Consider the following 23,608-nt stretch of genomic DNA (forward strand, 5'->3'; position numbering starts at 1 on the left):
AATGTTCATTCCGCAACAGAAGGAGGAATTTTTCCAGATGCCGACATCCACCACTAAACGAGATGATATTCTCGACAGCGCGCTGACTTTGTTTGCTGAACGCGGCTTTGATGCTACGACCATCCCGATGATCGCGACCGACGCAAAAGTCGGGGCGGGGACGATTTACCGCTATTTCGCCAATAAGGAAGTGCTCGTCAACACTTTGTTCCAGCATTACGTCACCTTGTTCAAGGAGGCACTGGAGAAAGATTATCCTGAGGGAGCGGGCATTCGTGAGCAATTCCATCATCTATTCCAAGGGATGATCCGCTTTACGAACGAGCACGATCATGCCTTGTATTTCATTAAAACCCATACGTCCGCTTATTTTCTGGACGCCGAAAGCCGGGAGCAATTCGGCCATTTGCTGATGATCTTCGAAGATTTCTTCGAGGTTGGAAAACAGCATGGGCACATCCGACCGCTTCCGTCAAAGGCGCTGATCGCCATTATTTTCGGCGGCTTTTTGCAACTCTATCAATTGATCCGCGTAGGGGAACTTGAAGCCTCAGCTGAACTATTGGCAGGAGTCGAGGAAAGCTGCTGGGATGCTGTGCGTCATCATTCGTGATGATGCCAGTTTTTTTCTCATTTTATAGGAATGAATATTCATTCCGTTCTTAATTTTACAGAAGAGGTGCTAATAAATGATCCAAATGAAAAACCTTCCACAACCGAAATCTTATGGCCCGCTTGGCAATTTGCCCTTGATCGATAAAGAAAAGCCGGTGCAATCGTTCATGAAGCAAGCCCGTGAACTCGGGCCGATCTATCAATTTCATTTTCCGGGACGTGCCAGCACGTTTGTATCAAGTGCGGAACTGGCAGCGGAAATTTGTGACGAGACGCGCTTTGATAAAAAGATCGGGCCGGCTCTCCAGAAAGTCCGTGCGTTCGGGGGCGACGGCTTGTTCACGAGCGGAACCGAAGAGCCGAACTGGAAGAAAGCCCATAATATCCTGTTGCCAAGTTTCAGCCAGCAGGCGATGAAAGGCTATCACGAGAAGATGATCGACCTTGCGTCGCAATTGGTGCAGAAATGGGCACGGCTCAATCCGAACGAGGAAATCGATGTGCCGGATGACATGACGCGATTGACACTCGATACGATCGGCTTGTGCGGATTCAATTACCGCTTCAATAGCTTTTACCGTGAGGATTCCCATCCGTTTATAGAGAAGATGGTGCGTGCTTTGGATGAATCGATGAGCCAGACGCAGCGTCTTGGCATCCAGGACAAATTGATGGTGCGCTCGAAGCAGCAATTCAAGGAAGACATCGATTATATGTTTAACTTGGTCGACCAATTGATCGCAGAGCGTAAAGAAGCAGGCGACCAGGGAGAAGATGATTTGCTGGCACATATGCTAAAAGGCAAAGACCCGGAAACCGGGGAGTCCTTGGATGATGAGAACATCCGCTTCCAAATCATCACGTTCTTGATTGCGGGGCATGAAACGACGAGCGGCTTGTTGTCATTCGCGATCCAGTACCTATTAAAACATCCGGATAAATTAGCAAAAGCCTATGCCGAAGTGGACGAAGTGCTTGGCGATGCGACGCCTTCATTCAAGCAAGTGAAGCAATTGAAATACGTGCGCATGATTTTAAATGAAGCGCTGCGCCTATGGCCGACCGCGCCGGCATTTTCCGTTTATGCGAAAGAAGATACGACACTTGCCGGCAAGTATGAAGTCGGAAAAGGTGAAGCGTTCACTTTGCTCATTCCGGAACTTCACCGCGATAAAAGCGTTTGGGGACAAGACGCAGAAAGTTTCCGGCCTGAGCGCTTCGAAGACATCTCGAAAATCCCCCATCATGCATACAAGCCGTTCGGCAACGGACAACGCGCTTGCATCGGCCAGCAATTCGCACTTCACGAAGCAGTGCTCGTGCTCGGCATGGTGCTGCAGCATTTCGAATTGATCGACCATAGCGATTACCAGCTCGAAGTGAAAGAAACTTTGACCTTCAAACCGGACGGATTGACGATGAAAGTAAAACCGAGACGTAAAGTGCAGATGTTCCAGGCACCAGTTGCGGAAGAGCCAGAACAAGCGCCGGAAGCTGAGCAAGCCATCGATTCGCACGGCACGCCGCTATTGGTGCTTTACGGATCCAACCTTGGGACAGCACAAGGCGTCGCCCGGGAGCTCTCGGAAACGGCACGTTTTAAAGGCTTTGAGTCACAAGTAGCTGCGCTCGATGACTATGCCGGCAACTTGCCAACACAGGGGGCGGTCGTCATCGTATCGGCTTCGTATAACGGAAACCCGCCGGACAATGCGGTGCGCTTTATGGAATGGCTGGAAACCGCTGATTCTACTGAAGGCGTCACATACAGCGTCTTCGGCTGCGGAGACCGCAACTGGGCAACGACCTATCAGCGCGTGCCGAGCATAATTGACGAACAACTATCGGCAACAGGCGCCGCACAGCTCATCGGCCGCGGAGAAGGCGATGCCAGCGAAGATTTCGACGGAGAGCTGGAAAAATGGCAGCAAGCTTTATGGCCAGCACTCGCCGAACGTTTCGGGCTCGACCTGGAAACGAACGCACAAGCAACCAATCAGTTGACGATGGAATTCATCAGCGGTGTCAGCCATACCCCATCAGCGCGTGCATACGATGCGTTCACTGCAGTAGTTGCTGGCAATGACGAGTTATTGAAGACAGCGGAACGCAGCACACGCCATATCGAGATTCAGTTGCCTGAAGGGGCGGCGTATCAAGAAGGCGACCATCTCGGCGTGCTGCCGGAGAATTCCAAGGAATTGGTGGAGCGGGTGTTGACGCGTTTCGGCCTAAAAGGTGAAGAGCATGTAGTTCTGGAAGGAAGCTCTGGACGCGCGAACCATTTGCCGACCGGCCAGCCGGTCCAGCTCGAACAATTGCTCGCAAGCTATGTCGAGTTGCAAGAGCCGGCGACACGCGCGCAATTACGCGAACTCGCGAAAAGCAATCCGTGCCCGCCGCATAAACAGGAGCTTGAACAATTGGTGGAAGACGAGACCTATAAACGGGAAGTGCTTGCGAAGCGTTTGACGATGCTAGAATTGCTGGAACGCTTTATGTCATGCGAGATGGAATTTGAGCACTTTTTGGCTTTATTGCCGGCATTGAAAGCCCGCTACTACTCGATCTCGAGCTCACCGCGTGTCTCATCCAGCAAAGCGAGCATCACGGTCAGCGTCGTGAAAGGCGCGGCTTGGAGCGGTACAGGAGAATACGAAGGCATCGCTTCCAATTATTTGGCGAAGCGCGAGGCGGGAGATAAAATCGCTTGCTTTATCCGCACGCCTCAAACCGCTTTCCAATTGCCGGAAAACCCGGAAACACCGCTCGTCATGGTCGGCCCAGGCACCGGCATCGCACCGTTCCGCGGCTTTATCCAAGCACGAAAAGTGTTGAAAGAACAAGGAGTGCAACTCGGCGCCGCCCAGCTGTATTTCGGCTGCCGTCATGCACAAGAGGATTTCTTATATGAAGAAGAATTGAAGCAAGCCGAGCAGCTTGGCTTGATCGAGTTGCACAGCGCCTTCTCAAGACAACAGCAAGATAAAGTCTATGTACAGCACTTGATGGAACAAAATGCACAGGAAATTCTCGGGCTGTTGGAACAGGGCGGACATCTGTATATTTGCGGAGATGGCGGCAAGATGGCGCCAGCCGTGGAGCAAAGCTTGATCCGCAGCTACCAGGAATTGCGAAACACAACGCATGAACAAGCGTTGGCATGGCTCGCGGAACTTGAACAATCCGGCCGGTTTGCGAAAGACGTTTGGTCGGCTTCGTAAAAGATGGAATAATGACTAGCTTGTAAAAAACAGTAACTGAAATAGAGCCCAAGGGAAACGGCCATTTCCCTTGGGCTCTATTCGTTTATATCCATATCAATCGGCTTGCATGCCACCGTCGACATTGTAAATGGAACCAGTGACAAAAGAGGATTTATCGGAAGCCAAGAACAGCACGATTTGCGCGACTTCCATCGGTGTACCGAAACGGCCGACCGGAATGCCTTGCCGTATGGCTGCAGCAGCTGCTTCAGGGTCATCCGGAGAAATATTGCTTTGGATAGCGGTCAGCATTTGGGTATCGATAGCTGCCGGTGCGACCGCATTGACACGGATGCCTTGTGCAGCTGTTTCCAACGCAGCCGTTTTTGTCAGTCCGACGACTGCGTGTTTAGAAGCGATATAGCCCGGCATGCCAGGTGAGCCGATATAAGCCGCATTCGATGCTGTGTTGATAATGCTGCCGAATCCTTGTTTCTCCATCTGCTGGATCACATGCTTGAGTCCCAGGAAAACGCCCGTGACATTGATGCCCATGATGCTTTCGAAATGTTCTTTCTCCAAATCTTTGATCATTTTATGGGGGCCGTTGATGCCGGCGTTATTGAAAAAGACATCGATGCGCCCGAAAGCGTCTACGGTTTCCTGGACATAATTTGCCACATCGCTTTCTTCGGTGACATTTGCTTGAATGACTTTGATTTGTGCTTCGTCGGCTTCCAGTACATCTTTCGTCTTATCCAGCGCTTCCTGGTTGATGTCGACAAGGACGACGCGATCGCCCTGTTCCAAAAAGGCCTTCGCTGTATCCATGCCGATTCCGCCTGCGCCGCCTGTAATTAGCACTACTTTTTCTGCCATGATGATTCCTCCTCGAGTAATCTGATGATTAATGGGAATATTCTATCAATTATTAATGTTACAATAATGAATAACTTAGGCATATTCCCTTTTTAGCAGGAAGTGCCTCCTTCGAAAGGATGAGTGAAGATGGCTCTTGCGGATCAAGCTGGGATATTGAAGCCAGGCAGCAATCAGGAACAGTCCATGGTCGAAATGCTGAAAGTCTTTGTGAATCAATGCCAGATGGCGGAAGCTTATTTTTTCCGTTATTCGATTATCGGATTTTTAGGCGAAGGCATTATTTCATTGGAACAAGAGAAGATCAAGCACATCCCGGAATTGCGCTATGACATTCGCAGCCTGCCGACGATTGAAGCTGCCCTTCTGGAACGCAAGGCGAAATATTACGAAGGCCAGGAAATTTTCGAGAAGACCAGCAGCAATTACATCATCGATTCCACTGTCCGGTCATTTCTCGTGATGCCTGTCTTTACCGGAACTACCGTGCATGGCTTCATTTACGGCATTAATCAGGAAACCGTCTGCTCACCGGAATTATTGGATCACATGACGAAGTTTGGTGAACAAGCAGGCAAAATTTTGTGCTCTTTTTCAATATCCCAAAGCCATGCGTTATTGAGCACGCGGGAATGGGAAGTCATGAGGGAAATCGCCTGGGGAGCGGCGACGAAAGAAATCGCTGGGCGTCTGGACATCAGCGAGGCTACGGTCAAGCAATATGTGAAGCAAGCTGTGAAAAAGCTGGGCGTTTCCAATCGCACACATGCAGTAGCGGAGTTGATGAGAAGGGGAGCGATCTTTTAACTGGAGTTTAATGAAGAGAAACTTTGCGCGAGTTCTTAAACCATCGACTTTAAGGAGGAGCTAATATGAACATCGGCATCATCGGAACCGGCAACATAGCGACCTATTTGCTCGAACAGGTGAATGAAAACCGCATGGCAGATGGGCGGATCACTGCAGTGTTCGGACGCAACGTGGAAGCCGGAACGCGTTTAAAAGAGCGCTTTGGCATGGGGTTTTACACAGATTTAAACGAATTTCTATCGGGCTCTATCGATACCGTCGTGGAAGCTGTAACAGTGGATGCGGCGCAGTTGTTTTTGAAACAAGTGCTTGAACATAAAAAAGACCTCATCGTCAGCAGCATCGGCGTGTTCAAAGACTTCGCATTTTTGGATGAACTGACGCAACTTGCGGAAACGAACGGCACACATATCTATTTGCCATCGGGCGCGATCGGCGGATTGGACGTTTTGCAATCGGCAAGGGCATTGGGCGGATTGGAATCTGTCCAGCTGACGACACGGAAGTCGCCGATGTCACTAGGAATAGAGACGGACCGTGAACAAGTGCTGTTTGACGGGACGGCGTTTGATGCGGTCGATGAATTCCCGAAGAACATTAACGTCGCGCTCGTACTCGCCATTGCGGGCATCGGAGTGCACAAGACGAAAGTGCGCATCATCGTCGACCCAAATGTCGAACGCAATAAGCATATGATCGCAGCACAAGGGGTTTTTGGCAAGATGCAGTTGCAAGTTGAGAACACCCCGATGGCAGCGAACCCGAAAACCAGTTTACTCGCGGCCTTGAGCATTCTGTCAGTGCTGCAGAATAAAGGGCTTGCTTTGAGAATTGGCAATTGAAAAGAAAGACAGCAAGGAGATAGCTTTCGGTATGATGGAAGTTCAAAAATACGATGATTTGAAAGGGGTATAAAATGGAACATGTCAAAGAAGGATTCATTACCGTGACCGGGGGCAAAGTATGGTACCGCATCACCGGCAAAGGACCCGGTATTCCGCTATTGCTGCTTCATGGCGGGCCGGGAATGAAAAGCAGCGACAGCGACCCGTTGAGGCAATTAGGGACAGAGCGGCCGGTCATCCAATACGATCAGCTCGGCTGCGGGAAATCGGAGCGGCCGGAAGATGCTTCTCTTTGGACCGTGGACCGCTACGTTGAAGAGCTCGGGCAAGTGATCCGAGCGCTCGAGCTGGAAGAAATCCATTTGCTCGGCCATTCCTGGGGGACGATGCTCGCCGCGTCTTATTTATTTACAAAACCACCAGGCGTGCGCAGTGTCATATTCTCGGGGCCAGCGCTCGATGCGCAGCGCTGGGAGCGGGACCAGCGTGCTTATTTAAAGCAATTCCCAGAACAAGTGCAAAAGACGATCGAGGAGAGCGAAAGCCAAGGGACGACCGATTCAGACGATTACCAACAAGCGATGATGCAGTATTACAAAACCCATATGTGCCGCGTCGAGCCTTGGCCAGACGAGTTGTCGGATGATCTCGATCAGCTGAACCCGAATGTCTACAATTATATGTGGGGAGCTTCGGAATTCACGGTCACCGGCACCTTGAAACATTTCGATGCGACGGAGCGCCTGCATGAAATCGATATTCCGGCTTTGTTTACTTGCGGCCGTTACGATGAAGCGACACCTGAAGCGACAGAACAGTATGCGAGCCTCGTCCCGGATGCGGAATTTCACGTATTCGAAAACAGCTCGCATATGCCGCCAGTCGAAGAACCGGAAGCTTATGTGGAAACCGTGCGCGAATGGGTCAACCGCCAGGAAATGAAGCCAGGTGCGTAAACGGATTAATTGTGAAACTGATGCTATGATAATAACGAACCGCAAGCAATGGCGGTTCGTTATTTTAATGGAAAAAAGCTTTACTGACCAGAGGAGAGATAGCCATGAATGAAGACCAGTGGCAACTAGCAGCGCAAGCATTATCTACTATAACGGTGACAGCACAGCCCGATAATGAACCAGTCGTAATCACTGGCATTGCCGAAGGATTCCGCTGCATCGGCGTTGGGACAGACGCAGCCGTATTCCAGTCTGAGAACTTTCCGGAATATGCATTTAAAGTATACGCCGAAGGCAAAAAAGACAAGCTCGAAGCCGAAGCGAAGGTGTACGAACAAATCGGGCAGTCTGTTTATTTCTCGACATGCTACGGAAGAGACGAGCGCATGCTCGTATTGAAATTCGAGCAAGGCCCGACTTTATTCGATTGCTTGCTGCAAGGCGTGTACGTGCCGGAACAGGCCATCGTGGATGTGGAAAAAGCGCGCGACTATATCCGCGAAATCGGCTTGAACCCGCGGGACATCCACTTGAAAAACATCATCTTGCAGGATGGGCGCGCGAAATTGCTCGACGTGTCTGAGTACATCAAGCCGGGCAACGATTTCCGCTGGGAGCACTTGAAAAAAGCGTATCACGAATATTATCCGATCATCGACGGCAAACCGGTGCCATTCTGGCTGCTCGACACGATCCGCAAATGGTACCACCATTGGAACCGTTATTCCGCGAACTTCGAAGAATTCATGCGCATCGTGTCCAAACAATTGAATTACCGGAAATAATTTAACAAACAACAGGCTTTCTAGAAATTCAAGAAGCCGCATTTTCCGAAGCTTATCGCTCGCTTTCCGTGGGGCGGGAATCGAGCCTCCTCGGCTTGCTCCACTTTCGCTATGCTCAAGCGTCGCAAATGAATGAACTCAGCGAAGCTTCGCTCATTCATTCCCTGCGGGGTCTCTCAAACCCGCTAGTCCCACAGGAAAGATAAGGTTGAACTACGTGAGACCTTATCTTTGCGAAGTAATGCGTAGCATTATTGAGCAGAATGTTTTCCGAGCGAATGCTTCTCCAAATGCTTAGATAGAATATTGAATTTTAAATGTAGAAAAATCTCCGTTTAATCTATATCAGCTCATAGACTTTTTTAACATTTTGAACAGGCTTTCCTTAAGTGGAAAGCCTGTTGTTCTGTATAGAAATAAATAAGTGATAATATCCACTCGATTAAATTCAAAATTTTATATATTTTTCAAGAAAATTATTATTTGTATATAATAAGGGGAGGAATGCACTAGAGCGATAGACTTAGGAGGATTCATAAATGGTGAAACGAAATAAAGCTTGGGCGCTGGCAATCTCGGCCAGTTTGACTGCGATGCTTGCAGCGTGCGGCGGGGAACAGGAAACCGCGACGGACAAAGAAAGTGCTTCACAACAAGGCGAATTGGACAGTGTCCAGGAATTGCGCTTGACGACAGGGTCTGGGGTTCCGACCATGGATTCCGTAATGGCAGACGATGCGGTATCGTTCACCATGTTGAACAATGCAGGCGAAGGTCTTTACCGGCTGGATCAGCACAATACGGCCATTCCGGCGATGGCTTCAGGCGAGCCTGAAATCAGTGAAGACGGGCTGACCTATACATTTACGCTGCGCGAGGCAAACTGGTCTGACGGCTCGCCCGTGACGGCGCATGATCTTGTGTTCGCGTGGCAGCGGGCAGCCGACCCGGAAACAGGATCGACATACGGCCCGTATATGATGGCGGGAACGATTAAGAATGCTGCTGCGATTGCAGAAGGCAAGCTGGACAAGTCGGAACTCGGCATTACCGCACAAGACGATCAAACGCTCGTCGTATCACTTGAACGCCCGATTCCTTATTTCTTGTCCTTGATGGCGTTCGGTACGTTTTATCCGCAGAAGGAAGCGTACGTCACGGAACTTGGAGATCAATACGCCGTGGATTCAGAAAATCTGTTGTCGAACGGTCCGTTCATTTTGGCGAACTGGGATGCAACTGCAGCATCGTGGGAGCTGGAGAAAAACCCCGAATATTGGGATGCGGAAACGGTGAAGTTGGACAAAGTCGAATTCAATATCGTCCCGGATCCAGGAACTGGCGTTAATTTATACGAAACGGGCGAAGCAGACCGTGCTGGCTTGGCTGGTGAATTTGCCATGCAATACGCGGAAGATGAGGAAGTCGTGCGCGTTTTGAAGCCGTCTGTCTATTATTTGCAGTTCAACCAGGAGCGCGAAGGTGAACCGACGCCGCTTGCGAACCCGAAATTACGCAAAGCTTTGGCGCTGTCGTTCAATAAACAGGATTTGGCGGATATCGTTCTCGCCAACGGGTCGATCCCGGCAGATTTCTTGGTCCCGACGGAATTCACGTTTAATGCAAACAATGAAGATTTCCGCCAGGTCAATGGGGATATGATGGAATTCAATGCCGAGGAAGCGAAAGCCTTATGGGCAGAAGGCTTGGAGGAAGAAGGGCTGACGGAAGTGAGCTTGGAGTACTTGAGCGGCGATACGGAACTTTCGAAAAAGATCGATGCCTATATGAAAGACCAAATGGAAGGCACTCTGGAAGGCTTGACGCTCGAGATGAGCCAAGTGCCGTTCAACGTTCTGCTCGATAAAAACGAAGCACAGGATTACGATATCCAAAGCACAGGCTGGGGCCCGGATTTCCAGGACCCGATTACATTCCTTGATTTGTTTGCGACCGAATCGCCTCAAAACACGATGGCGTATTCCAATGAACAAGTGGATGAATTGCTGGAACAGGCGAACGGCGAACTTGCCTTGAAACCGGAAGAGCGCTGGCAAGCGTTAGCTGAAGTGGAGAAAATCCTCGTCGAAGAAGATGCGGCCATTGCCAATATGTATCAGTTCGGCAGCATGGCGCTGCAAAAACCGTATGTGCACGATGTCATCACGCATCCGTTCACGGGCGACTTCAGCTATAAATGGGCTTATATCTCAGGAAGAGAATAGCAAAAAGGAGGATGGCAGCTGCCATCCTCCTTTTGTTTTAGGTATTCATTTTAAAACGCGCCCGAGCCGCCGCCACCGCCGCCGACTCCGCCTCCAGTTCCAGCAATTCCACCGCCGCTTGCGCTGGCGCTCGAACTGGTTGTGGTGCTGGCCGAAACGAATACGGCCGTCATGAGGATCGGGTTCATCGCGAAACCAGAGACATCATTTGCCGGCTCAGCGGCTGTAAAGGCATTCGCTTTTCGCTCGGCCGTTTTCTGGTCGCTGCCGAGCAAGTACGCATAAGCGCGCTGCATTTCGTCCATTGTCAGCCGTTCCCATTGATCTGTCGGCAATTGGTCCATAGCATTTTTCATGCTGCGCCATTCGTAGCGCACACGGTGGCCTTCACGCGTGATTGGCGAATAGCCGATCGCAAAGCCGAGAGCGAGCATTCCAAGCGCAATAGAGAGGGCCATCCATGGCAAGAGCCCGTAAATGCCCGAAACGATAGCCAGGCCGATGAGGACCGCGCTCGTAATGCCGACCGCCCAGCGCAGGCCGCTGTGCTTTTCGTAAAAGTCGTGCGCTAACACTTCGGCTCTCACTTCTTTATTCCATTCAGCAGTCGCTGCATTGTAGTCTTCGTGATTAAGTTCATTTTTCGTATAAATCTCAACTTGTTCAAGCGTGAACTCCTGGCCATCTCCGATTGTATCGAACAATAGCCCAATCAAAACCGCCTCGTGTGGATGGTCAGTGTTGCGGTCAGCCAGTGCGAAATGGTCTTCTGAGAGTTGGCGAATCTTGCCCTTTCTCATCAAATCCAAAATTGCCGCCGACATGCCGTTCGCCGCTACATAGCTCGGATTCGTAAAATGAAGCAACGCAGGAATGCTCATCGAATCTTCCGGAACGAAAAATTCATAATTGCCGCTTCGGGCTTCCCGTTTACGTCTTGATGCCTTCAGCCAAGCAAATAGCACGAGCCCGATGAGGAGCGCGCCAAGTATGACGATGGCAGGAATACCAATGGATTTTGCGATTTGCTGGTTGCGGGCGAACGCTGCTGCCTCGTTTTCGAGTTCTTCACGGTCATCCGCGAGCTCATCGCGCACCGTGCCGTCTTGCGCTGTGACACCAGGGAACAAATCGGATTCAAAAATTGCACGGATATCAGCATTTTCTTCGGATGGCACATTGCCTAAATCGAAAACTACGGTGCCATCTTCCGTAACGTTCGAGGTATCAAACGCCTCGCCATATCCGAGCGCTTCGGTTTCTGCTGCCGGGGCAGGCGGAATGACCGTAATTGTCATATCGCCGTATTCGCTTTCGTTGCTTGCATCAAAGAACGGCCAGTAAAACTCGGCGCCGTCTTCAAACTTTTCGACAGCCCCGACGATCCGGTAGTTCAGCTCGACTTGGACCGAATCGCCGTCATTGCCGGAGCGGTAGATCTTGTACAGGCCATCTTCGACTTCAACTTCCAAGTCCCGGCGGCTGTCGCTCGCGGTAAACTCCTCGATCGACGTTCCTTCTTTTGGAATCAAGCTTCTCGTTATGCCTTCAAAGTCATCTTCGAATTCATACGTAAATTGTTCTGTCACGTCTGCAGTGCCGTCTTCATTTAACTGGGCCTCGATCTGCACTTCCGTAATATCGAAATCAACTGCAAACGCCTGGACCGGGACGAGCAGCAGGAAAATGAACAAAACGAATGCCAACACTTTTTTGTTCTTCACGCTTCATCACCTCTTATATAGGAGTACGGATGAGGAAGGGGAAGGTTTCAAATGAAGTGCATGTAGCGGCTGCGCTTGGCTGTACGAAAATAAAAAACCAGGCACGGGAGAAGTGCCCAGCCTAGTTTCGGTTCATGTATCAATCGCTTATTCAATTCACCAATTCAACCGTAATGCTGCCATTGTCCGACTGCAAATCTACTACATTCTCGCCGCTGCCAAACACGCTGTGGCGGTTTTTCACGCCGAATACGGAAACGGTTCCCCAATCGACATTCGCGCGGATCGTCGCATTTTTTGGCTGCGCCTGGGTCTCGACCGAGATGGCGCCATTGTCGGTTTCGAGGCTGATTGTGCGGTCAAGGTTCACAGTCGACAAGCGAATGCGCCCGTTGTCGGTTTTCGCGCGGACATTGCCTTCGATGTCTTTCAAGTCGATGGCGCCGTTGTCCGTTGATGCGTGAAGTTCGTCTGCCTGGATGTTCCGCAGTTGGAGCTGTCCGTTGTCGGTGCCGACTTTCAGTTTCTTCGCCTGTACATGTGCCAATTCGATATCACCGTTGTCCGATTCAACATTCGCCTGATCCGCCGTGATGTGCGTAAGCTCGATACGGCCGTTATCCGTTTTGATGGACAATTGGCGGCTATCGAGGCGCTCGCCAGTGATCATGCCGTGGTCAGAATCGATTTGGATTTTGTCATACAGTTTCTTCGGCAAGCGGACGTCGAGCTTCGGTGATTTCATGCTGCCGGTAAAGCTGAAGATGCCCCATTTTCTCGGCTCTTCTTTCAAGGTGATGACGAGCGTCCGGTTGAGGATATCAACAGACAGTTGCTGGCGATAGCTTTTGTCGGTGATGTCGGCATGCATCTTGCCGTCTTCTGAAGGAGCTATCGTCAGCATGCCGTTATCAATCTGGATGTCGACTTGGTCGAATTTGTCTTCGGTCAGTTCATTCGCTGCCGCGCTGATATCGTTTTGGTTGAAATCAAACGACTCGATCAGTTCATCGGCAATTTCCTGCGGCAAGCCGAGTTCATCGGCGATTTCACTATCCGTTTTGCCATCCGCCTGGCCGTTTGAAAAATACTCTTTGATGTCCTGGAGAATGTCGTTTTGTTCTTCTTTCGGCAATCGTTTCAACGCTGTTTCAAGTTCTTGCAAAAATTGGTTTTCAGTCATTTTGCACACCCTCTTCAATTAGTTGGTTGACCCCATCCGTGAAACTTTTCCATTCTTCGAGCTGTTCCTGTAAATACGTACGGCCGAGTTCAGTGAGCGAGTAATATTTCCGCGGCGGGCCTTCGCTTGATTCCTGCAAGTAAGTGGTGAAATAACCCTCCTTGGTGAGCCGCCGCAGCAGGGGATAGACCGCGCCTTCCGAGATGGCGATGCGGCTTGAGATTTTCTGGACGAGTTCATAGCCGTAGCGGTCTTGTTTATCCAACAACACCAGGACACATAAATTCAACACGCCTTTTTTAAACTGGATGTTCATATGGATTTCCTCCTTTCTTAGCTAGTGTTTTATAAACAGTAGTGATTAATGAATAATATATCATCTAGTATTGTTCAATGCAAGGTACTGACAAGAATTAATTGAAAATTATTTTTTCTTTACTCAAATCGCTGTCCATAAACACAAAAAAGCTGGCTCCCATTCATTATAAAAATGAGAACCAACTATGTGAAATTACTTCTATGGAATTACAATTTTATTAGTAATGAAAAGATATGGAGCAAAACAACGGAGACTCCCGCGGGAAAGCGAGACAGCTGAGACCCCGCAAGAAGCGAAGCGACTGAGGAGGCTTAGCGCTCGCCCGCAGGAAAGCGTAGTTGTTTTGTGGAATATCGGTTTCACAGAGGTTTTAAGATCTCTTGATTATTCAAAATCGATTTCTGAGGTCATGACGCGTCCTGTCGGGTGAGGGTCAAAGCCGGTGATATTGTCTTTGCCTGCAAGCGACGGTGACGTATGGACAAGCGGGATGATCGGCGGATCGTCATGCAGGATGACTTGCGCTTCACGATATAATTCGTTGCGCTCTTCCTGGTCAGTGATAATCCGTGCCTGATCCAATAAGGCGTTGAGCTCAGGGTTATCGTATTGCGTCGAGTTGGTCGAACCGACATTGTCACCGTGCAAAAGCGTGTAAATGAAATTATCGGCATCACCGTTCATGCCGGTCCAGCCGAGCAGGAACGTATCCGCTTCGCCATTGATCGCTTTTTCGATATACGTTGCCCATTCAAACGTGACAATTTCTGCATCGACGCCGATATCGGCAAAATTGGACTGGAGATATTCAGCGACCTTGGCGCCGTCTGGCATATACGGGCGCGATACCGGCATCGCGTAGAGTTCCATGCTGAATCCGTCGGGGAGCCCAGCTTCAGCCAGCAATTCTTTCGCTCGTTCCGGATCGTAAGCGTACGGTTCGATATCATCGTTATAGCCTTCAACAGCAGGTGGAATGACGTTTTTCGCAGGGATTGCCCCTTCGCCGAAGAATGCTTCGACCATCGCCTCTTTATTCACCGCATGGCTAAGCGCCTGGCGAACGAGTGGGTCGTCGAAGGGTTCGTGGGTCAATGTCATGCCGAGGTAGCCAAGGTTGAGAGGGGGACGGGAGTAAAGCTCGAGCCCAGCTTCTTCTTCAATCTGCTCATGGGATTCGGAATCCAAACCGGCGACCAGATCCACTTCGCCGCTCAGCAAGGCATTGAGTCGGGAAGAATTGTCCGGAATCGTGCGGAAAATAACTTCTTCGAGCTTCGGAAGCCCGTCGACCCAGTAATCGTCGTTTTTCTCAAGGGCGATCCGTTCGTTCGGCTGCCATTCCTGGAAAACGAATGGGCCTGTGCCGACCGGATTGCTTCTATAGTCATCCCCGAATTCTTCGATGGCTGCGGGGCTTGAAATCGACAGCGGCGTCAGCGCCAAGTCTTTCAATAATGTTGGTTGCGGACGCTTTAATTGAATTTCGACCATGAATTCATCAACCGCCGTGACGGATTCGATATTATGGGCTTCATCTCCTGTATAGCCGCCGAACACTGTCCCGTACATCGGGAATTGGTCCCCGCTGCCGTTCATCCAGCGGTCGAAGTTAAAGGCGACGGCGTCTGCATTAAAATCGGTGCCGTCGTGGAACTTCACGCCTTCACGGAGCGTAAAGGTATGGGTCAGCCCATCGTCTGATTCCTGCCATTCGGTCGCAAGCATCGGTTCAATGGTCGTCTCGCCTTCCGCGAAAGTCGTCAATGTTTCGAGTACGCTTTGTGCGACGTTTTCGGATTCATTATCCGTCACTTCGGAAGGATCGAGCGAGACGGCATCGCCGCCGCGCGCAAAAATAAGCGTATCTTGTTCGGTCGATTCTTCGCTTCCGGAATCACCACCGGAACACGCCATCAAGAGAAAGGGGGACATGGTCAACAGGGCAAGCATTTTCGTGGATCGTTTAATCATTGAAACACTCCTTTTGTGTAAATTATTTTTTGCAACATAAGTAAAAAAGTAATTCACTATGTATAACTGGAAGGGCGGCTTGAGAAGTATTGATAGTTCTTGTTATGCGATTCACACAGTTTTCTATGTGCCGAGCCAAGAATTAATAGGCTTTTCGTTCAATAGGCGAGGGGAAAGCTAAAGGCCGCCTTGCATAAGTATAAAGTATAATCATTTAGTTTTGTGATTATTTAAACAATTTAGTTATTTAATATCATATTAAAAAGACAATTTTGTCGAAGCAAGAAAAAGATTAAGGCGTTCAGATCGATTAATAGATTTCCATGTCCAATAAAAAAGATGGCACCAATCCAGTGGGGGATTGGTGCCATCCTTTTTCTTCAATTTCTTTTTAACTTGGCAGAGATTATCTCGTCTTGATTTTTTGTATGTCGTGTAAATCCAGTCCAGTAGCAATCGGCGATGAAGCCGAAAGCGGAATCGCGTATTTCACATCGGCCTGGGTGCCAAGAGGGTGGGGCTTCAGTTGAAAGTGATCGATGGCTGTACCGATCATGTGTGCTGCCGTTTGTAATTTTGGATCCATTAAAGGAATATAATCGATGGCAATTAATGACTCGGATACGTCAATGATTCGGACAGCCTGTTCGTCCAAAACAGCGGCTATTTGGAGGAATGTCCACTGTTCTCTTGCTGCGATGGAATTGTAATGATTGTGCCCATTTACGTACAGTCCAGCACGCTGCTTCGGTTTCAGCAATTCCCACATCGGAATATCCGGCGAAATGCAGCGTTTTTCTTTTTCGGAGTTTTTGGTGGTTCCATGGACAGGATGGTGGCCGAAGACGATGAGTGGGAGATCCCCAGACTCCTGAACGACATTTTCAAGCCATTGTTGTTGAACAAGGTCTAATGTTCCGCCCCAGTCTTCGTAGTTTTGTTCTTGGGCGGTATCTAGAAATGCCAATGTTGCATGTTCTGTTGAAATGGTATGAAAACGCTCTTGTTGTGTGATGTGGAGGACATTTTTCCGGTTCATGGCATAGACGTCATGGTTGCCGAGCACATGTACGAATGGTTTTTCATGCTGGCGGATCATGCCATATATATCTTCCAATTCGTCAGCTGAACCAAAATTCGTCAAATCACCAATAGAGACATACAAGTCTGCTGGGATTGAGAAAAACTGTTCCATGAAGGATTCAAAAAATGATTGCCGATCTTCCCGGATAAAAGCATAACTCTCTTTTACCGAAGGAAAGTGTAAATCTCCAATCACTGCAATTTTCATTCTGTTCAACAACTCCTTCTGCATTTAATAACATCAGTATCTCAAACGGCTGCTAAGCTGCGGTAAACGCAGTGTAAAGAATTGTGAAAATACGGATTCTGTACCAGGACAATAAAAAAACTACACCTATCCGCCGGTGAGACGTCTAGGTATAGCTCAGTTGAAAGTTACAGAATCGCTTCCGCAATAATCTTATCCAGTTTGCGGATATCGACTTTCTTATTCAAGTTCAGTTTGAAGTTTCCGGCTCTTGTCCAAAGTTGGATTTCGGCGTTGGCATCGAAAGTACCGGCGTTTTCAGTCGAGTACATATTGATCGAAGCGAACGGGATAGTGTAGACTTCGACTTTTTTGCCGGTCAAGCCTTGCTTGTCGGAAATGATGATGCGCTTGTTTGTCACGACAGCGGTATCACGCACCGTTTTATAAGCGACCTTGGCGACTTCGCCGTCTACCAGCAAGTCTTTGACCGAGTCTGGTACATCAATTTCCTGCAGGAAGGTCCAGCCCATCATTGCATTCAATTCTGCCATTTGAATTCCCCCTAAGTATTGTTGATATCAGTATGGCATATGTCGGAAAAGCGGGCTATAAAAATGAACAGGCTATTCGAATGATAGTCATACAATTAAATCGTTGCTCGACTTCATTGCAATTGCATCTTTCAGCAAGCTTCGCAGCAAATCGGCAAAAACTGCCACGGCAGCAGAAGCGAGTGTGCCAATGACTCCGAGCGTGATGATGTGTGTAATGTCATCATCGATGAACAAGATTGCAGCGAGCTCGCCGAGCACAATGAAGAAGATGATCGCAAGGGCGCAATACTTGATGACAGTCAAAGCTTTAAGCACCGAGTCCGAAAAGGCTTGGTCGCGGCCGATGTACCCCAGCAGCTTGAAGGTTTGGTAGAAAGCGATGAGGATGGGAGAAAAGAAGATATAAGCCACTATTAAAAAGGGGTATTGAAGATACGCCGTCTCCGGATCCTGAGCTGCTTCTGTTGCAGCCATTTCAGGCAAGCCGAATACATACAAAGCAATCATCCCAACAGTCATCAGCAGCAGAACCCCTTTCAAAAACAACGTCGCGGCATATTTAGCTCTCAATGGAACCCCTCCGTTCATGTTTGTATATTGAATTTAGCAGAATATTTATCGATTATCAATAAATAAATATTGAAATTCGATATAAAATTTAATCTATAGTATCAATAGCCAATTTTTAGATAGACATTCAGTTTTTACAGGAGCTTGATTTCTATACGTGCTGAATGGAAAATTATAGTATGTTAAAATGGCCAGACAAGAAGCTTTTGAGGGGTATTCAATTTTAAGAATCATCCTCTATGCAACGGAGGAGGAACACCATGCTTGCAGAAATGTATAAAAAACGTGAAAGACTCGCTTATTTATTTTTGGGCGGAACGTTGGTTGTGGCGCTTGTGTTTTTCTTTGTCACAACGCCAGAAACGTCTACGGAATGGATTGAACTGCTGCCTCTTTTGTTCCCGATTGGCTTGAGCGTAGCGGTTGTATTGATCAGCCGGACGCATTATAAAAAAGTGAAGGACATTGAAATTCCGCGATCCGAAAAGCAACTCTTAGACCTGAAAGACATCGTCATCAAGAAAGATGCCGCACTTATTCCGAGGCTATTATTATTCGAAAAAAGCGGTCAGTATGTCGGAAGCGTCGAAATCGCGAAAATTCCCTGGTGGATGTATCCGTTCTTGATTTTTGCTTCTTCGCTAATTAGCTTGTTACCAATGACTTATAAACTGGCAAGCAACGACGGCACAAGCGAAATAACCTTCCGAAAAACGGGATGGCTGAAGCAGTCGGAAGTTGAGATTTTCAATAAGGAACAGGAAAAAATCGGTACGTACATACAAGAAGAATTAAAAGCGCTGTTCAATATCAAAGGGGTATTGTATGACGAAAAGGAAGAAGAGCTGCTGTCCATTAAAGCATCCGGATTCTCCGGCAGTTTCAGTTGGAATGACCAACAAGGACGGCGCTTGGCTTACTTTTATAATGGCATATTTCCACATGAATATACGCATCTCTTCAGGGATACGCATAACGATATTGTCGAATTGGCGGATGATACGGCAGACAAAGACAAAGTTCGTTTGCTGGCAGTCATCGGGTTTATTTTCTTTACGCGAATCAAGCAATAAATTATATGAAGACATTGCGATGAGGGAGGTGTTTGTACAATGACTCGATCGACACGAACAGAAATGATGAACCGCTTGGATTTCTTTATAGGGACTTGGGCAATCGAAGTGGTACACCCGCATATTCAACCAACGCCGATTACCGGAGAGGCAAGTTTCGAATGGCTGGACGAGCGCTACGTTATTCAACGCACAAAAATCGACAAGCCTGAATTTCCGAGCAGCATGATCATCTATGATTGGGACGATGCGAAAGGGCAATACGTGCAGCATTATTTTGATTCGCGCGGCGTGACGCGGTTATACGAGATGAGTTTTGAAGAAGGGATTTGGAAGTTGTGGCGGAACGAGCCCGATTTCTCGCCGCTCGATTTTCATCAGCGGTTCAGTGGCATAGTGAATGAAGCAGAAAACCTTATCGAAAGTTGCTGGGAACAATCAGCGGACGGTGTTCAGTGGGAGCACGATTTCAAGTTGATTTTAAAAAAACAGTAAAGAGTGAAAGCCTTCCGGATTGCTTGGAGGGCTTTTTGACTGTGTAAATGAAAAATTTGGAAGTGATCAATGAGAGACAGGACTTTTGATGTCTTTATGAGGATTATGACAAAAATATCGAAAATGATGTTGAGTTATTTGTTAATTCAGACTATTATTTGTTGTAGCAAGAAAATAAAGGAAATGAAAGGAGAATAATATGAAAAAAGGAATTGCTGGAATTTTTATGGGTTCACTTTTAGTGATGGGGGCTTCTTTAAACGTAGCCGCCGATGAACACGACGACAAGAACTGTGATGATTTCTCAAGCCACGAAGAAGTCATGGAATTTTGGTACACAAACGGGTATAGTGCAGAAAACGACCCGCACGACCTCGACCGTGATAATGACGGACTCGCTTGTGAAGTCAGCCAATCAGAATACGATGATTATGTAGCAAGCCAAGAAGCTGCCGGATCTGATGACGAAGCTTCTGGTGATCAGGAAGAAGCTGTAGAAGAGGAAGAGGAAGAGGAAGGTGCAGCTTTGCCGGATACTGCTTCGAACGGTCCTCTTATGATGCTGTTCGGCGCTGGAATTGCCGGGGCAGGATCATTGCTCTTATTCCGTAGAAAGAACCAAACAGCCGAGCAGCAATAGGCTGTCTGATAAGCACTCATACAAAAGAGCAGCGGGATTGGATATCCGCCGCTTTATCCGAATCTAAAAAAGGACTGCCCTTGAAAGTCATGATCATGACCTTTTGGGGCAGCCTCTTTATTGCGAGGTGATGCTAAATGAAGCGTTGGTTGGGCTTGGTGCTCCTGTTTATTGGTTTAAGTATGGTCATAGTGAATTTCTTGGAATGGAATACCGGCCATACAGCAGCGCAGGACTTCACTGAGAAAGAAGCGGACGAAGTGGCGGAAGTAGCTCAGACACTGGAAAAAGAAATGATCTTTACACCGCCTTCCATTGAAGAGCCGACTCCCGTGTTCACAAGCGATATTCAAGAAGAGGCGGGTGCGAATATCGCTACACTGCTCATCCCCAAGATTGAACAAAAATATTCTATCTATTGGGGAACGGACCCTTCAACCTTGACTCAAGGCGTCGGCATGTTCGTCAGTGATTTAACGACGGTGCCCGGCGGTTATGGACATACCGTTCTAAGCGGCCATCGGGATACGGTCTTTACTAGATTAGGCGAACTTGAAAAGGCCGATTTGCTTCATGTGCAATATGACGATGAAATTTTTATCTACGAGGTCACGGATACGTGGATTACGCACGAAGACGATCGAACAGTCATAGTCGAAAAAGAGGAATCTACTCTCACTTTGACGACTTGCTATCCTTTCGACTTTATCGGCTATGCTCCGGATCGGTATATCGTCCAGGCCGAGTTGGTCGCTGAACGAAAAATTAAGAACTAATAATTGAAACGCTGCGGATACGCGTCAATGTTGCAGCCACGAAAAAAAACAGCTGTCCATCCCAATGGGCAGCTGTTTTAAATTGGCGAATGCCAAGATCAGTTGGCGGATCGGCGAACGGGGTTTCAGTCCGCATTCATGCTGTAGGTGTCGGACGTTTCGCAGACGGCTTTTAAATTGTTCAAGGTTTGCTCCATGGAATTGTTCATCAATTTTTGGATGATGAGTTTATTGGCGACCTTGCCCACCAATTTACCAGGCAGTTCATAATTCATGTCCAAAGAGATTTCGACGCCCTTTCCTTCCGGGATATAGGTCCAGAATTGATCGGACGTGATCGCTCCTTTGACAGTGCCTCTCCATGAGTATCCATTGCCATCTTTTGCCGTTTCCACGACTTCAACTTCAATCGGCAAATGCATTCCGAGCATCGTGTATTTCATGTCCATGGTCGTGCCGGTCTCTCCTTGGCCAACCAGGTTTTCGGGTTCCGAAAGGCCGACGTACCATTGGAACCAATCGCTCGGGTTGATTGCGTAATGGTAAACTTCATCAATCGACCGGTCAATATAGATACTTTTTTTGATATTCCACATACCATGCTCCTCCTCGTTCGTGCTCCGGGTACGGGAAATGAGGTTCGAATCGTTCTTCGCCTCATAGGTGTTAAAACGATGCTGGAACTCTTTTTGCCGATCACAACTGATGCTAAACAACCGCCAATTCTCCAAACTGGATGAAGTGAATGCAACAGGACAGGAAATAGAATGGCTTCGTTTTTCGATAAATTAAGCACTGCTATTATATAGGAAATAAAGCTAAATTGCAATTAGTTATTAGAATATTCAAATTAAATAAATTTGTGCTAACTAATATCAACTGCGGGCAGGAAGGACTTTAAAAGTTCCTTAGCGAATATGCTCGAAGAAATAGATTCTGCACATACCGGCAATGAAAAACATGACAGGAGGAATCGCAATGAAAATACTGATTCTCGGCGGCACCCGGTTTTTAGGGCGCTTTCTCACGGAGTCGGCGTTAAAGCGGGGGCATGAAGTGACATTATTTAACCGTGGAAAAGAAAACCCGGAACTTTTTCCAGAAGTAGAGAAATTGACCGGCGACCGTGGAGGCGATTTGTCTGAACTTGAAGAAGGCGAGTGGGACGCGGTCATCGATACATGCGGGTTTGTGCCGCGTGTGGTCCGTGAATCGGCGAAGCTTCTCGCAGATCGCGCTGGGCATTACACCTTTATCTCCAGCGCTTCTGTTTACGATGAATTGGAAAGCCCAGGAATCGACGAGCATCATCCCGTCGGCCAGATGTCTCTGTCGGATGCGGAAGAGATGACGAAAGGGATGACCAATCCGCCCGCTAATGAATACTACGGCGAACTGAAATTCTTATGCGAACAGGAAGTGGAGCGGCAATTTCCCGAGCGCAGCCTCATCGTACGCCCGGGGCTGATTGTCGGGCCATATGATTTCACGGGCCGATTCAGCTATTGGGTCAATCGCGTGGCGAAGGGCGGTAAAGTGCTAGCGCCCGGCCGTAAAGATAAACGCATCCAATTTATCGACGTCCGAGATTTGGCGGAATGGATCATCCGCATGGTCGAACAACAGAACAACGGCATCTTCAATGCGGCGGGGCCCGAATCGGCCTTGACGATGGAAGCACTTCTCGGTGAATGCAAAAGAGCATTGAAGAGCGATGCGGAATTTGTGTGGGTGGATGAAGCGTTCCTCCTTGAAAATGAGGTCGGCTATTGGATGGAGCTGCCTTTATGGATACCGGATAGCGAGCAGATGGAAGGCTTCCTGTCGCTTGATATCGATAAAGCGCTTGAGACAGGGCTCACGTTCCGCCCGCTCTCCAAAACCATCCGCGCTACACGTGAATGGGAAATCAGGCATGAAGCTTTGGAGCGTATAGCAGGGCTTGATGACGATAAGGAACAAGCGGTGCTGGGAAAATGGAAAGCAAGAAAGGCGAATACGTAAATCCCGGCATGTTTAAGACTGGATATAGCGCATACTTTTTCAGGGATTTCTTCCAAAGTTTAACGACAATTCATTGCGGGAAACTAAGAGACTGTACTTAATGAATCGCAGGTTACTAGTTGAATGGAGGAGAAAGAAGATGGCACAACAGCATACACATGAAGAAGCAGTGGAAACGGTCAAAGATCTTATCAAGGATATTAAAGTCGCGATGATGACGACAGTCGTCGACGGCAAGCCCGTATCGCGGCCGATGCAAACGCAGGAGACCGAGTTCGATGGCGATTTATGGTTCGTTACCTTGAAAGAAACGGATAAATACGATGAGATTGCATCGAACCCAACAGTCAATTTGGCGTATGCAGGAAAATCTTACGTCTCCGTCAGCGGGACGGCTGAATTTATGGAAGACCTGGAGCGCAAGAAGAAATATTGGAATCCGATCTTCGATAAAATGCTGGAGACCAGCTACGATGACCCGAATGTGGTACTGATTAAAGTAACGCCGGAAACTGCGGAATATTGGGAGTCGGGCAATACGCTGAAAACCGTGAAGAAGTTTGCGCAGAAACTGACGAGCAAAGATTCCGTAGATGATAATGACGGTGAACTGAACGACACCGTCGATTTCAACAAGCCGAATAAATAATTGAAATCACAGATTAAACAGTATCCGCTTCTAATGGGATGCTGTTTTTTATG

General features: G+C 48.4%; 22 protein-coding genes. 13 read left to right on the plus strand and 9 right to left on the minus strand.

Going from position 1 to position 23,608, the window contains the following annotated elements; genetic code table 11:
• The first annotated feature begins 37 nt into the window (after positions 1-37).
• Both AUC31_RS02215 and AUC31_RS02220 read left to right on the plus strand, forming a co-directional pair.
• Positions 38-613 (plus strand): TetR/AcrR family transcriptional regulator, encoded by a 576-nt coding sequence (locus AUC31_RS02215; protein ID WP_058383690.1) that lies wholly within the window; start codon positions 38-40, stop codon positions 611-613.
• Between the two features lie 76 nt (positions 614-689).
• Entirely contained in the window at positions 690-3,839 is a 3,150-nt protein-coding gene (locus AUC31_RS02220) for a bifunctional cytochrome P450/NADPH--P450 reductase (RefSeq protein ID WP_058381580.1), read from the plus strand.
• A 96-nt stretch (positions 3,840-3,935) separates the two neighbouring features.
• On the opposite strand, the gene AUC31_RS02225 is transcribed toward AUC31_RS02220, so the two are convergent.
• Positions 3,936-4,700, minus strand: coding sequence for an SDR family NAD(P)-dependent oxidoreductase (locus AUC31_RS02225; protein ID WP_058381579.1), 765 nt, complete (start codon positions 4,698-4,700; stop codon positions 3,936-3,938).
• 129 nt (positions 4,701-4,829) lie between these two features.
• Between AUC31_RS02225 and AUC31_RS02230 the strand changes: the two genes are divergently transcribed.
• From AUC31_RS02230 to AUC31_RS02250, 5 genes are all read left to right on the plus strand, one after another.
• The gene (locus AUC31_RS02230; RefSeq protein WP_058381578.1) at positions 4,830-5,507 is read left to right on the plus strand and encodes a response regulator transcription factor; all 678 of its coding nucleotides are present in this window, start codon (positions 4,830-4,832) and stop codon (positions 5,505-5,507) included.
• 65 nt (positions 5,508-5,572) lie between these two features.
• Entirely contained in the window at positions 5,573-6,352 is a 780-nt protein-coding gene (nadX, locus tag AUC31_RS02235) for an aspartate dehydrogenase (RefSeq protein ID WP_058381577.1), read from the plus strand.
• A gap of 74 nt (positions 6,353-6,426) precedes the next feature.
• Positions 6,427-7,311, plus strand: a complete 885-nt coding sequence (locus AUC31_RS02240) for a proline iminopeptidase-family hydrolase (RefSeq protein ID WP_058381576.1) — start codon at positions 6,427-6,429, stop codon at positions 7,309-7,311.
• A 104-nt stretch (positions 7,312-7,415) separates the two neighbouring features.
• On the plus strand, positions 7,416-8,096 hold the full coding sequence (locus tag AUC31_RS02245; RefSeq protein ID WP_058381575.1) for a protein kinase family protein: 681 nt from the start codon (positions 7,416-7,418) through the stop codon (positions 8,094-8,096).
• 539 nt (positions 8,097-8,635) lie between these two features.
• Positions 8,636-10,321, plus strand: coding sequence for a peptide ABC transporter substrate-binding protein (locus tag AUC31_RS02250; RefSeq protein ID WP_237150693.1), 1,686 nt, complete (start codon positions 8,636-8,638; stop codon positions 10,319-10,321).
• Between the two features lie 50 nt (positions 10,322-10,371).
• On the opposite strand, the gene AUC31_RS02255 is transcribed toward AUC31_RS02250, so the two are convergent.
• The 7 genes from AUC31_RS02255 to AUC31_RS02285 form a co-directional block, all read right to left on the minus strand.
• Positions 10,372-12,045 carry a DUF2207 domain-containing protein gene (locus AUC31_RS02255; protein ID WP_058381574.1) on the minus strand — a complete coding sequence of 558 codons (1,674 nt, stop codon included), beginning with the start codon at positions 12,043-12,045 and terminating at the stop codon, positions 10,372-10,374.
• A gap of 151 nt (positions 12,046-12,196) precedes the next feature.
• The gene (locus AUC31_RS02260) at positions 12,197-13,228 is read right to left on the minus strand and encodes a DUF4097 family beta strand repeat-containing protein (protein WP_058381573.1); all 1,032 of its coding nucleotides are present in this window, start codon (positions 13,226-13,228) and stop codon (positions 12,197-12,199) included.
• Positions 13,221-13,544, minus strand: a complete 324-nt coding sequence (locus tag AUC31_RS02265) for a PadR family transcriptional regulator (RefSeq protein ID WP_058381572.1) — start codon at positions 13,542-13,544, stop codon at positions 13,221-13,223. Before AUC31_RS02265 ends, AUC31_RS02260 begins: the two co-directional genes overlap by 8 nt.
• A 387-nt stretch (positions 13,545-13,931) precedes the next feature.
• Complete coding sequence (locus AUC31_RS02270) at positions 13,932-15,521, minus strand: ABC transporter substrate-binding protein (protein WP_058381571.1); 1,590 nt, start codon at positions 15,519-15,521, stop codon at positions 13,932-13,934.
• Positions 15,522-15,927: 406 nt separating this feature from the next.
• A complete protein-coding gene (locus AUC31_RS02275) occupies positions 15,928-16,812 on the minus strand; it encodes a metallophosphoesterase family protein (RefSeq protein ID WP_058381570.1) in 885 nt (294 codons plus the stop codon).
• A 167-nt stretch (positions 16,813-16,979) separates the two neighbouring features.
• Positions 16,980-17,345 (minus strand): PH domain-containing protein, encoded by a 366-nt coding sequence (locus AUC31_RS02280; RefSeq protein WP_058381569.1) that lies wholly within the window; start codon positions 17,343-17,345, stop codon positions 16,980-16,982.
• A gap of 87 nt (positions 17,346-17,432) precedes the next feature.
• Positions 17,433-17,918, minus strand: coding sequence for a DUF2975 domain-containing protein (locus AUC31_RS02285; RefSeq protein WP_237150695.1), 486 nt, complete (start codon positions 17,916-17,918; stop codon positions 17,433-17,435).
• A 260-nt stretch (positions 17,919-18,178) separates the two neighbouring features.
• On the opposite strand from AUC31_RS02285, the gene AUC31_RS02290 reads away from it, so the two are divergent.
• The 4 genes from AUC31_RS02290 (at position 18,179) to AUC31_RS02305 (ending at position 20,902) form a co-directional block, all read left to right on the plus strand.
• Positions 18,179-18,991, plus strand: a complete 813-nt coding sequence (locus AUC31_RS02290; RefSeq protein WP_058381567.1) for a hypothetical protein — start codon at positions 18,179-18,181, stop codon at positions 18,989-18,991.
• Positions 18,992-19,030: 39 nt separating this feature from the next.
• Positions 19,031-19,486, plus strand: a complete 456-nt coding sequence (locus AUC31_RS02295) for an SH2 domain-containing protein (protein ID WP_157073446.1) — start codon at positions 19,031-19,033, stop codon at positions 19,484-19,486.
• Between the two features lie 199 nt (positions 19,487-19,685).
• Entirely contained in the window at positions 19,686-20,126 is a 441-nt protein-coding gene (locus tag AUC31_RS02300; RefSeq protein WP_058381565.1) for an excalibur calcium-binding domain-containing protein, read from the plus strand.
• Positions 20,127-20,263: 137 nt separating this feature from the next.
• Positions 20,264-20,902: a class D sortase gene (locus tag AUC31_RS02305; protein WP_058381564.1), complete on the plus strand. Its 639-nt coding sequence runs from the start codon at positions 20,264-20,266 to the stop codon at positions 20,900-20,902.
• A gap of 125 nt (positions 20,903-21,027) precedes the next feature.
• Here AUC31_RS02305 and AUC31_RS02310 read toward each other — a convergent pair whose 3' ends face one another.
• Positions 21,028-21,498: an SRPBCC family protein gene (locus AUC31_RS02310; protein ID WP_058381563.1), complete on the minus strand. Its 471-nt coding sequence runs from the start codon at positions 21,496-21,498 to the stop codon at positions 21,028-21,030.
• Positions 21,499-21,880: 382 nt separating this feature from the next.
• On the opposite strand from AUC31_RS02310, the gene AUC31_RS02315 reads away from it, so the two are divergent.
• Together AUC31_RS02315 and AUC31_RS02320 are read left to right on the plus strand one after the other, a co-directional pair.
• Positions 21,881-22,906 (plus strand): SDR family oxidoreductase, encoded by a 1,026-nt coding sequence (locus AUC31_RS02315; protein WP_058381562.1) that lies wholly within the window; start codon positions 21,881-21,883, stop codon positions 22,904-22,906.
• Positions 22,907-23,045: 139 nt separating this feature from the next.
• Positions 23,046-23,555: a pyridoxamine 5'-phosphate oxidase family protein gene (locus tag AUC31_RS02320; RefSeq protein ID WP_058381561.1), complete on the plus strand. Its 510-nt coding sequence runs from the start codon at positions 23,046-23,048 to the stop codon at positions 23,553-23,555.
• Positions 23,556-23,608: the final 53 nt, after the last annotated feature.

The sequence above is a fragment of the Planococcus rifietoensis genome (genome assembly GCF_001465795.2).
Classification (GTDB): Bacteria; Bacillota; Bacilli; order Bacillales_A; family Planococcaceae; genus Planococcus; species Planococcus rifietoensis.

Bases quoted from the DNA above. Each gene is read 5' to 3' on its own strand.
- AUC31_RS02215 (WP_058383690.1), top strand. From the start codon at position 38: ATGCCGACATCCACCACTAAACGAGATGATATTCTCGACAGCGCGCTG.
- AUC31_RS02220 (WP_058381580.1), top strand. From the start codon at position 690: ATGATCCAAATGAAAAACCTTCCACAACCGAAATCTTATGGCCCGCTT.
- AUC31_RS02225 (WP_058381579.1), bottom strand. From the start codon at position 4,700: ATGGCAGAAAAAGTAGTGCTAATTACAGGCGGCGCAGGCGGAATCGGC.
- AUC31_RS02230 (WP_058381578.1), top strand. From the start codon at position 4,830: ATGGCTCTTGCGGATCAAGCTGGGATATTGAAGCCAGGCAGCAATCAG.
- nadX (WP_058381577.1), top strand. From the start codon at position 5,573: ATGAACATCGGCATCATCGGAACCGGCAACATAGCGACCTATTTGCTC.
- AUC31_RS02240 (WP_058381576.1), top strand. From the start codon at position 6,427: ATGGAACATGTCAAAGAAGGATTCATTACCGTGACCGGGGGCAAAGTA.
- AUC31_RS02245 (WP_058381575.1), top strand. From the start codon at position 7,416: ATGAATGAAGACCAGTGGCAACTAGCAGCGCAAGCATTATCTACTATA.
- AUC31_RS02250 (WP_237150693.1), top strand. From the start codon at position 8,636: ATGGTGAAACGAAATAAAGCTTGGGCGCTGGCAATCTCGGCCAGTTTG.
- AUC31_RS02260 (WP_058381573.1), bottom strand. From the start codon at position 13,228: ATGACTGAAAACCAATTTTTGCAAGAACTTGAAACAGCGTTGAAACGA.
- AUC31_RS02265 (WP_058381572.1), bottom strand. From the start codon at position 13,544: ATGAACATCCAGTTTAAAAAAGGCGTGTTGAATTTATGTGTCCTGGTG.
- AUC31_RS02270 (WP_058381571.1), bottom strand. From the start codon at position 15,521: ATGATTAAACGATCCACGAAAATGCTTGCCCTGTTGACCATGTCCCCC.
- AUC31_RS02275 (WP_058381570.1), bottom strand. From the start codon at position 16,812: ATGAAAATTGCAGTGATTGGAGATTTACACTTTCCTTCGGTAAAAGAG.
- AUC31_RS02280 (WP_058381569.1), bottom strand. From the start codon at position 17,345: ATGGCAGAATTGAATGCAATGATGGGCTGGACCTTCCTGCAGGAAATT.
- AUC31_RS02290 (WP_058381567.1), top strand. From the start codon at position 18,179: ATGCTTGCAGAAATGTATAAAAAACGTGAAAGACTCGCTTATTTATTT.
- AUC31_RS02295 (WP_157073446.1), top strand. From the start codon at position 19,031: ATGACTCGATCGACACGAACAGAAATGATGAACCGCTTGGATTTCTTT.
- AUC31_RS02300 (WP_058381565.1), top strand. From the start codon at position 19,686: ATGAAAAAAGGAATTGCTGGAATTTTTATGGGTTCACTTTTAGTGATG.
- AUC31_RS02305 (WP_058381564.1), top strand. From the start codon at position 20,264: ATGAAGCGTTGGTTGGGCTTGGTGCTCCTGTTTATTGGTTTAAGTATG.
- AUC31_RS02310 (WP_058381563.1), bottom strand. From the start codon at position 21,498: ATGTGGAATATCAAAAAAAGTATCTATATTGACCGGTCGATTGATGAA.
- AUC31_RS02315 (WP_058381562.1), top strand. From the start codon at position 21,881: ATGAAAATACTGATTCTCGGCGGCACCCGGTTTTTAGGGCGCTTTCTC.
- AUC31_RS02320 (WP_058381561.1), top strand. From the start codon at position 23,046: ATGGCACAACAGCATACACATGAAGAAGCAGTGGAAACGGTCAAAGAT.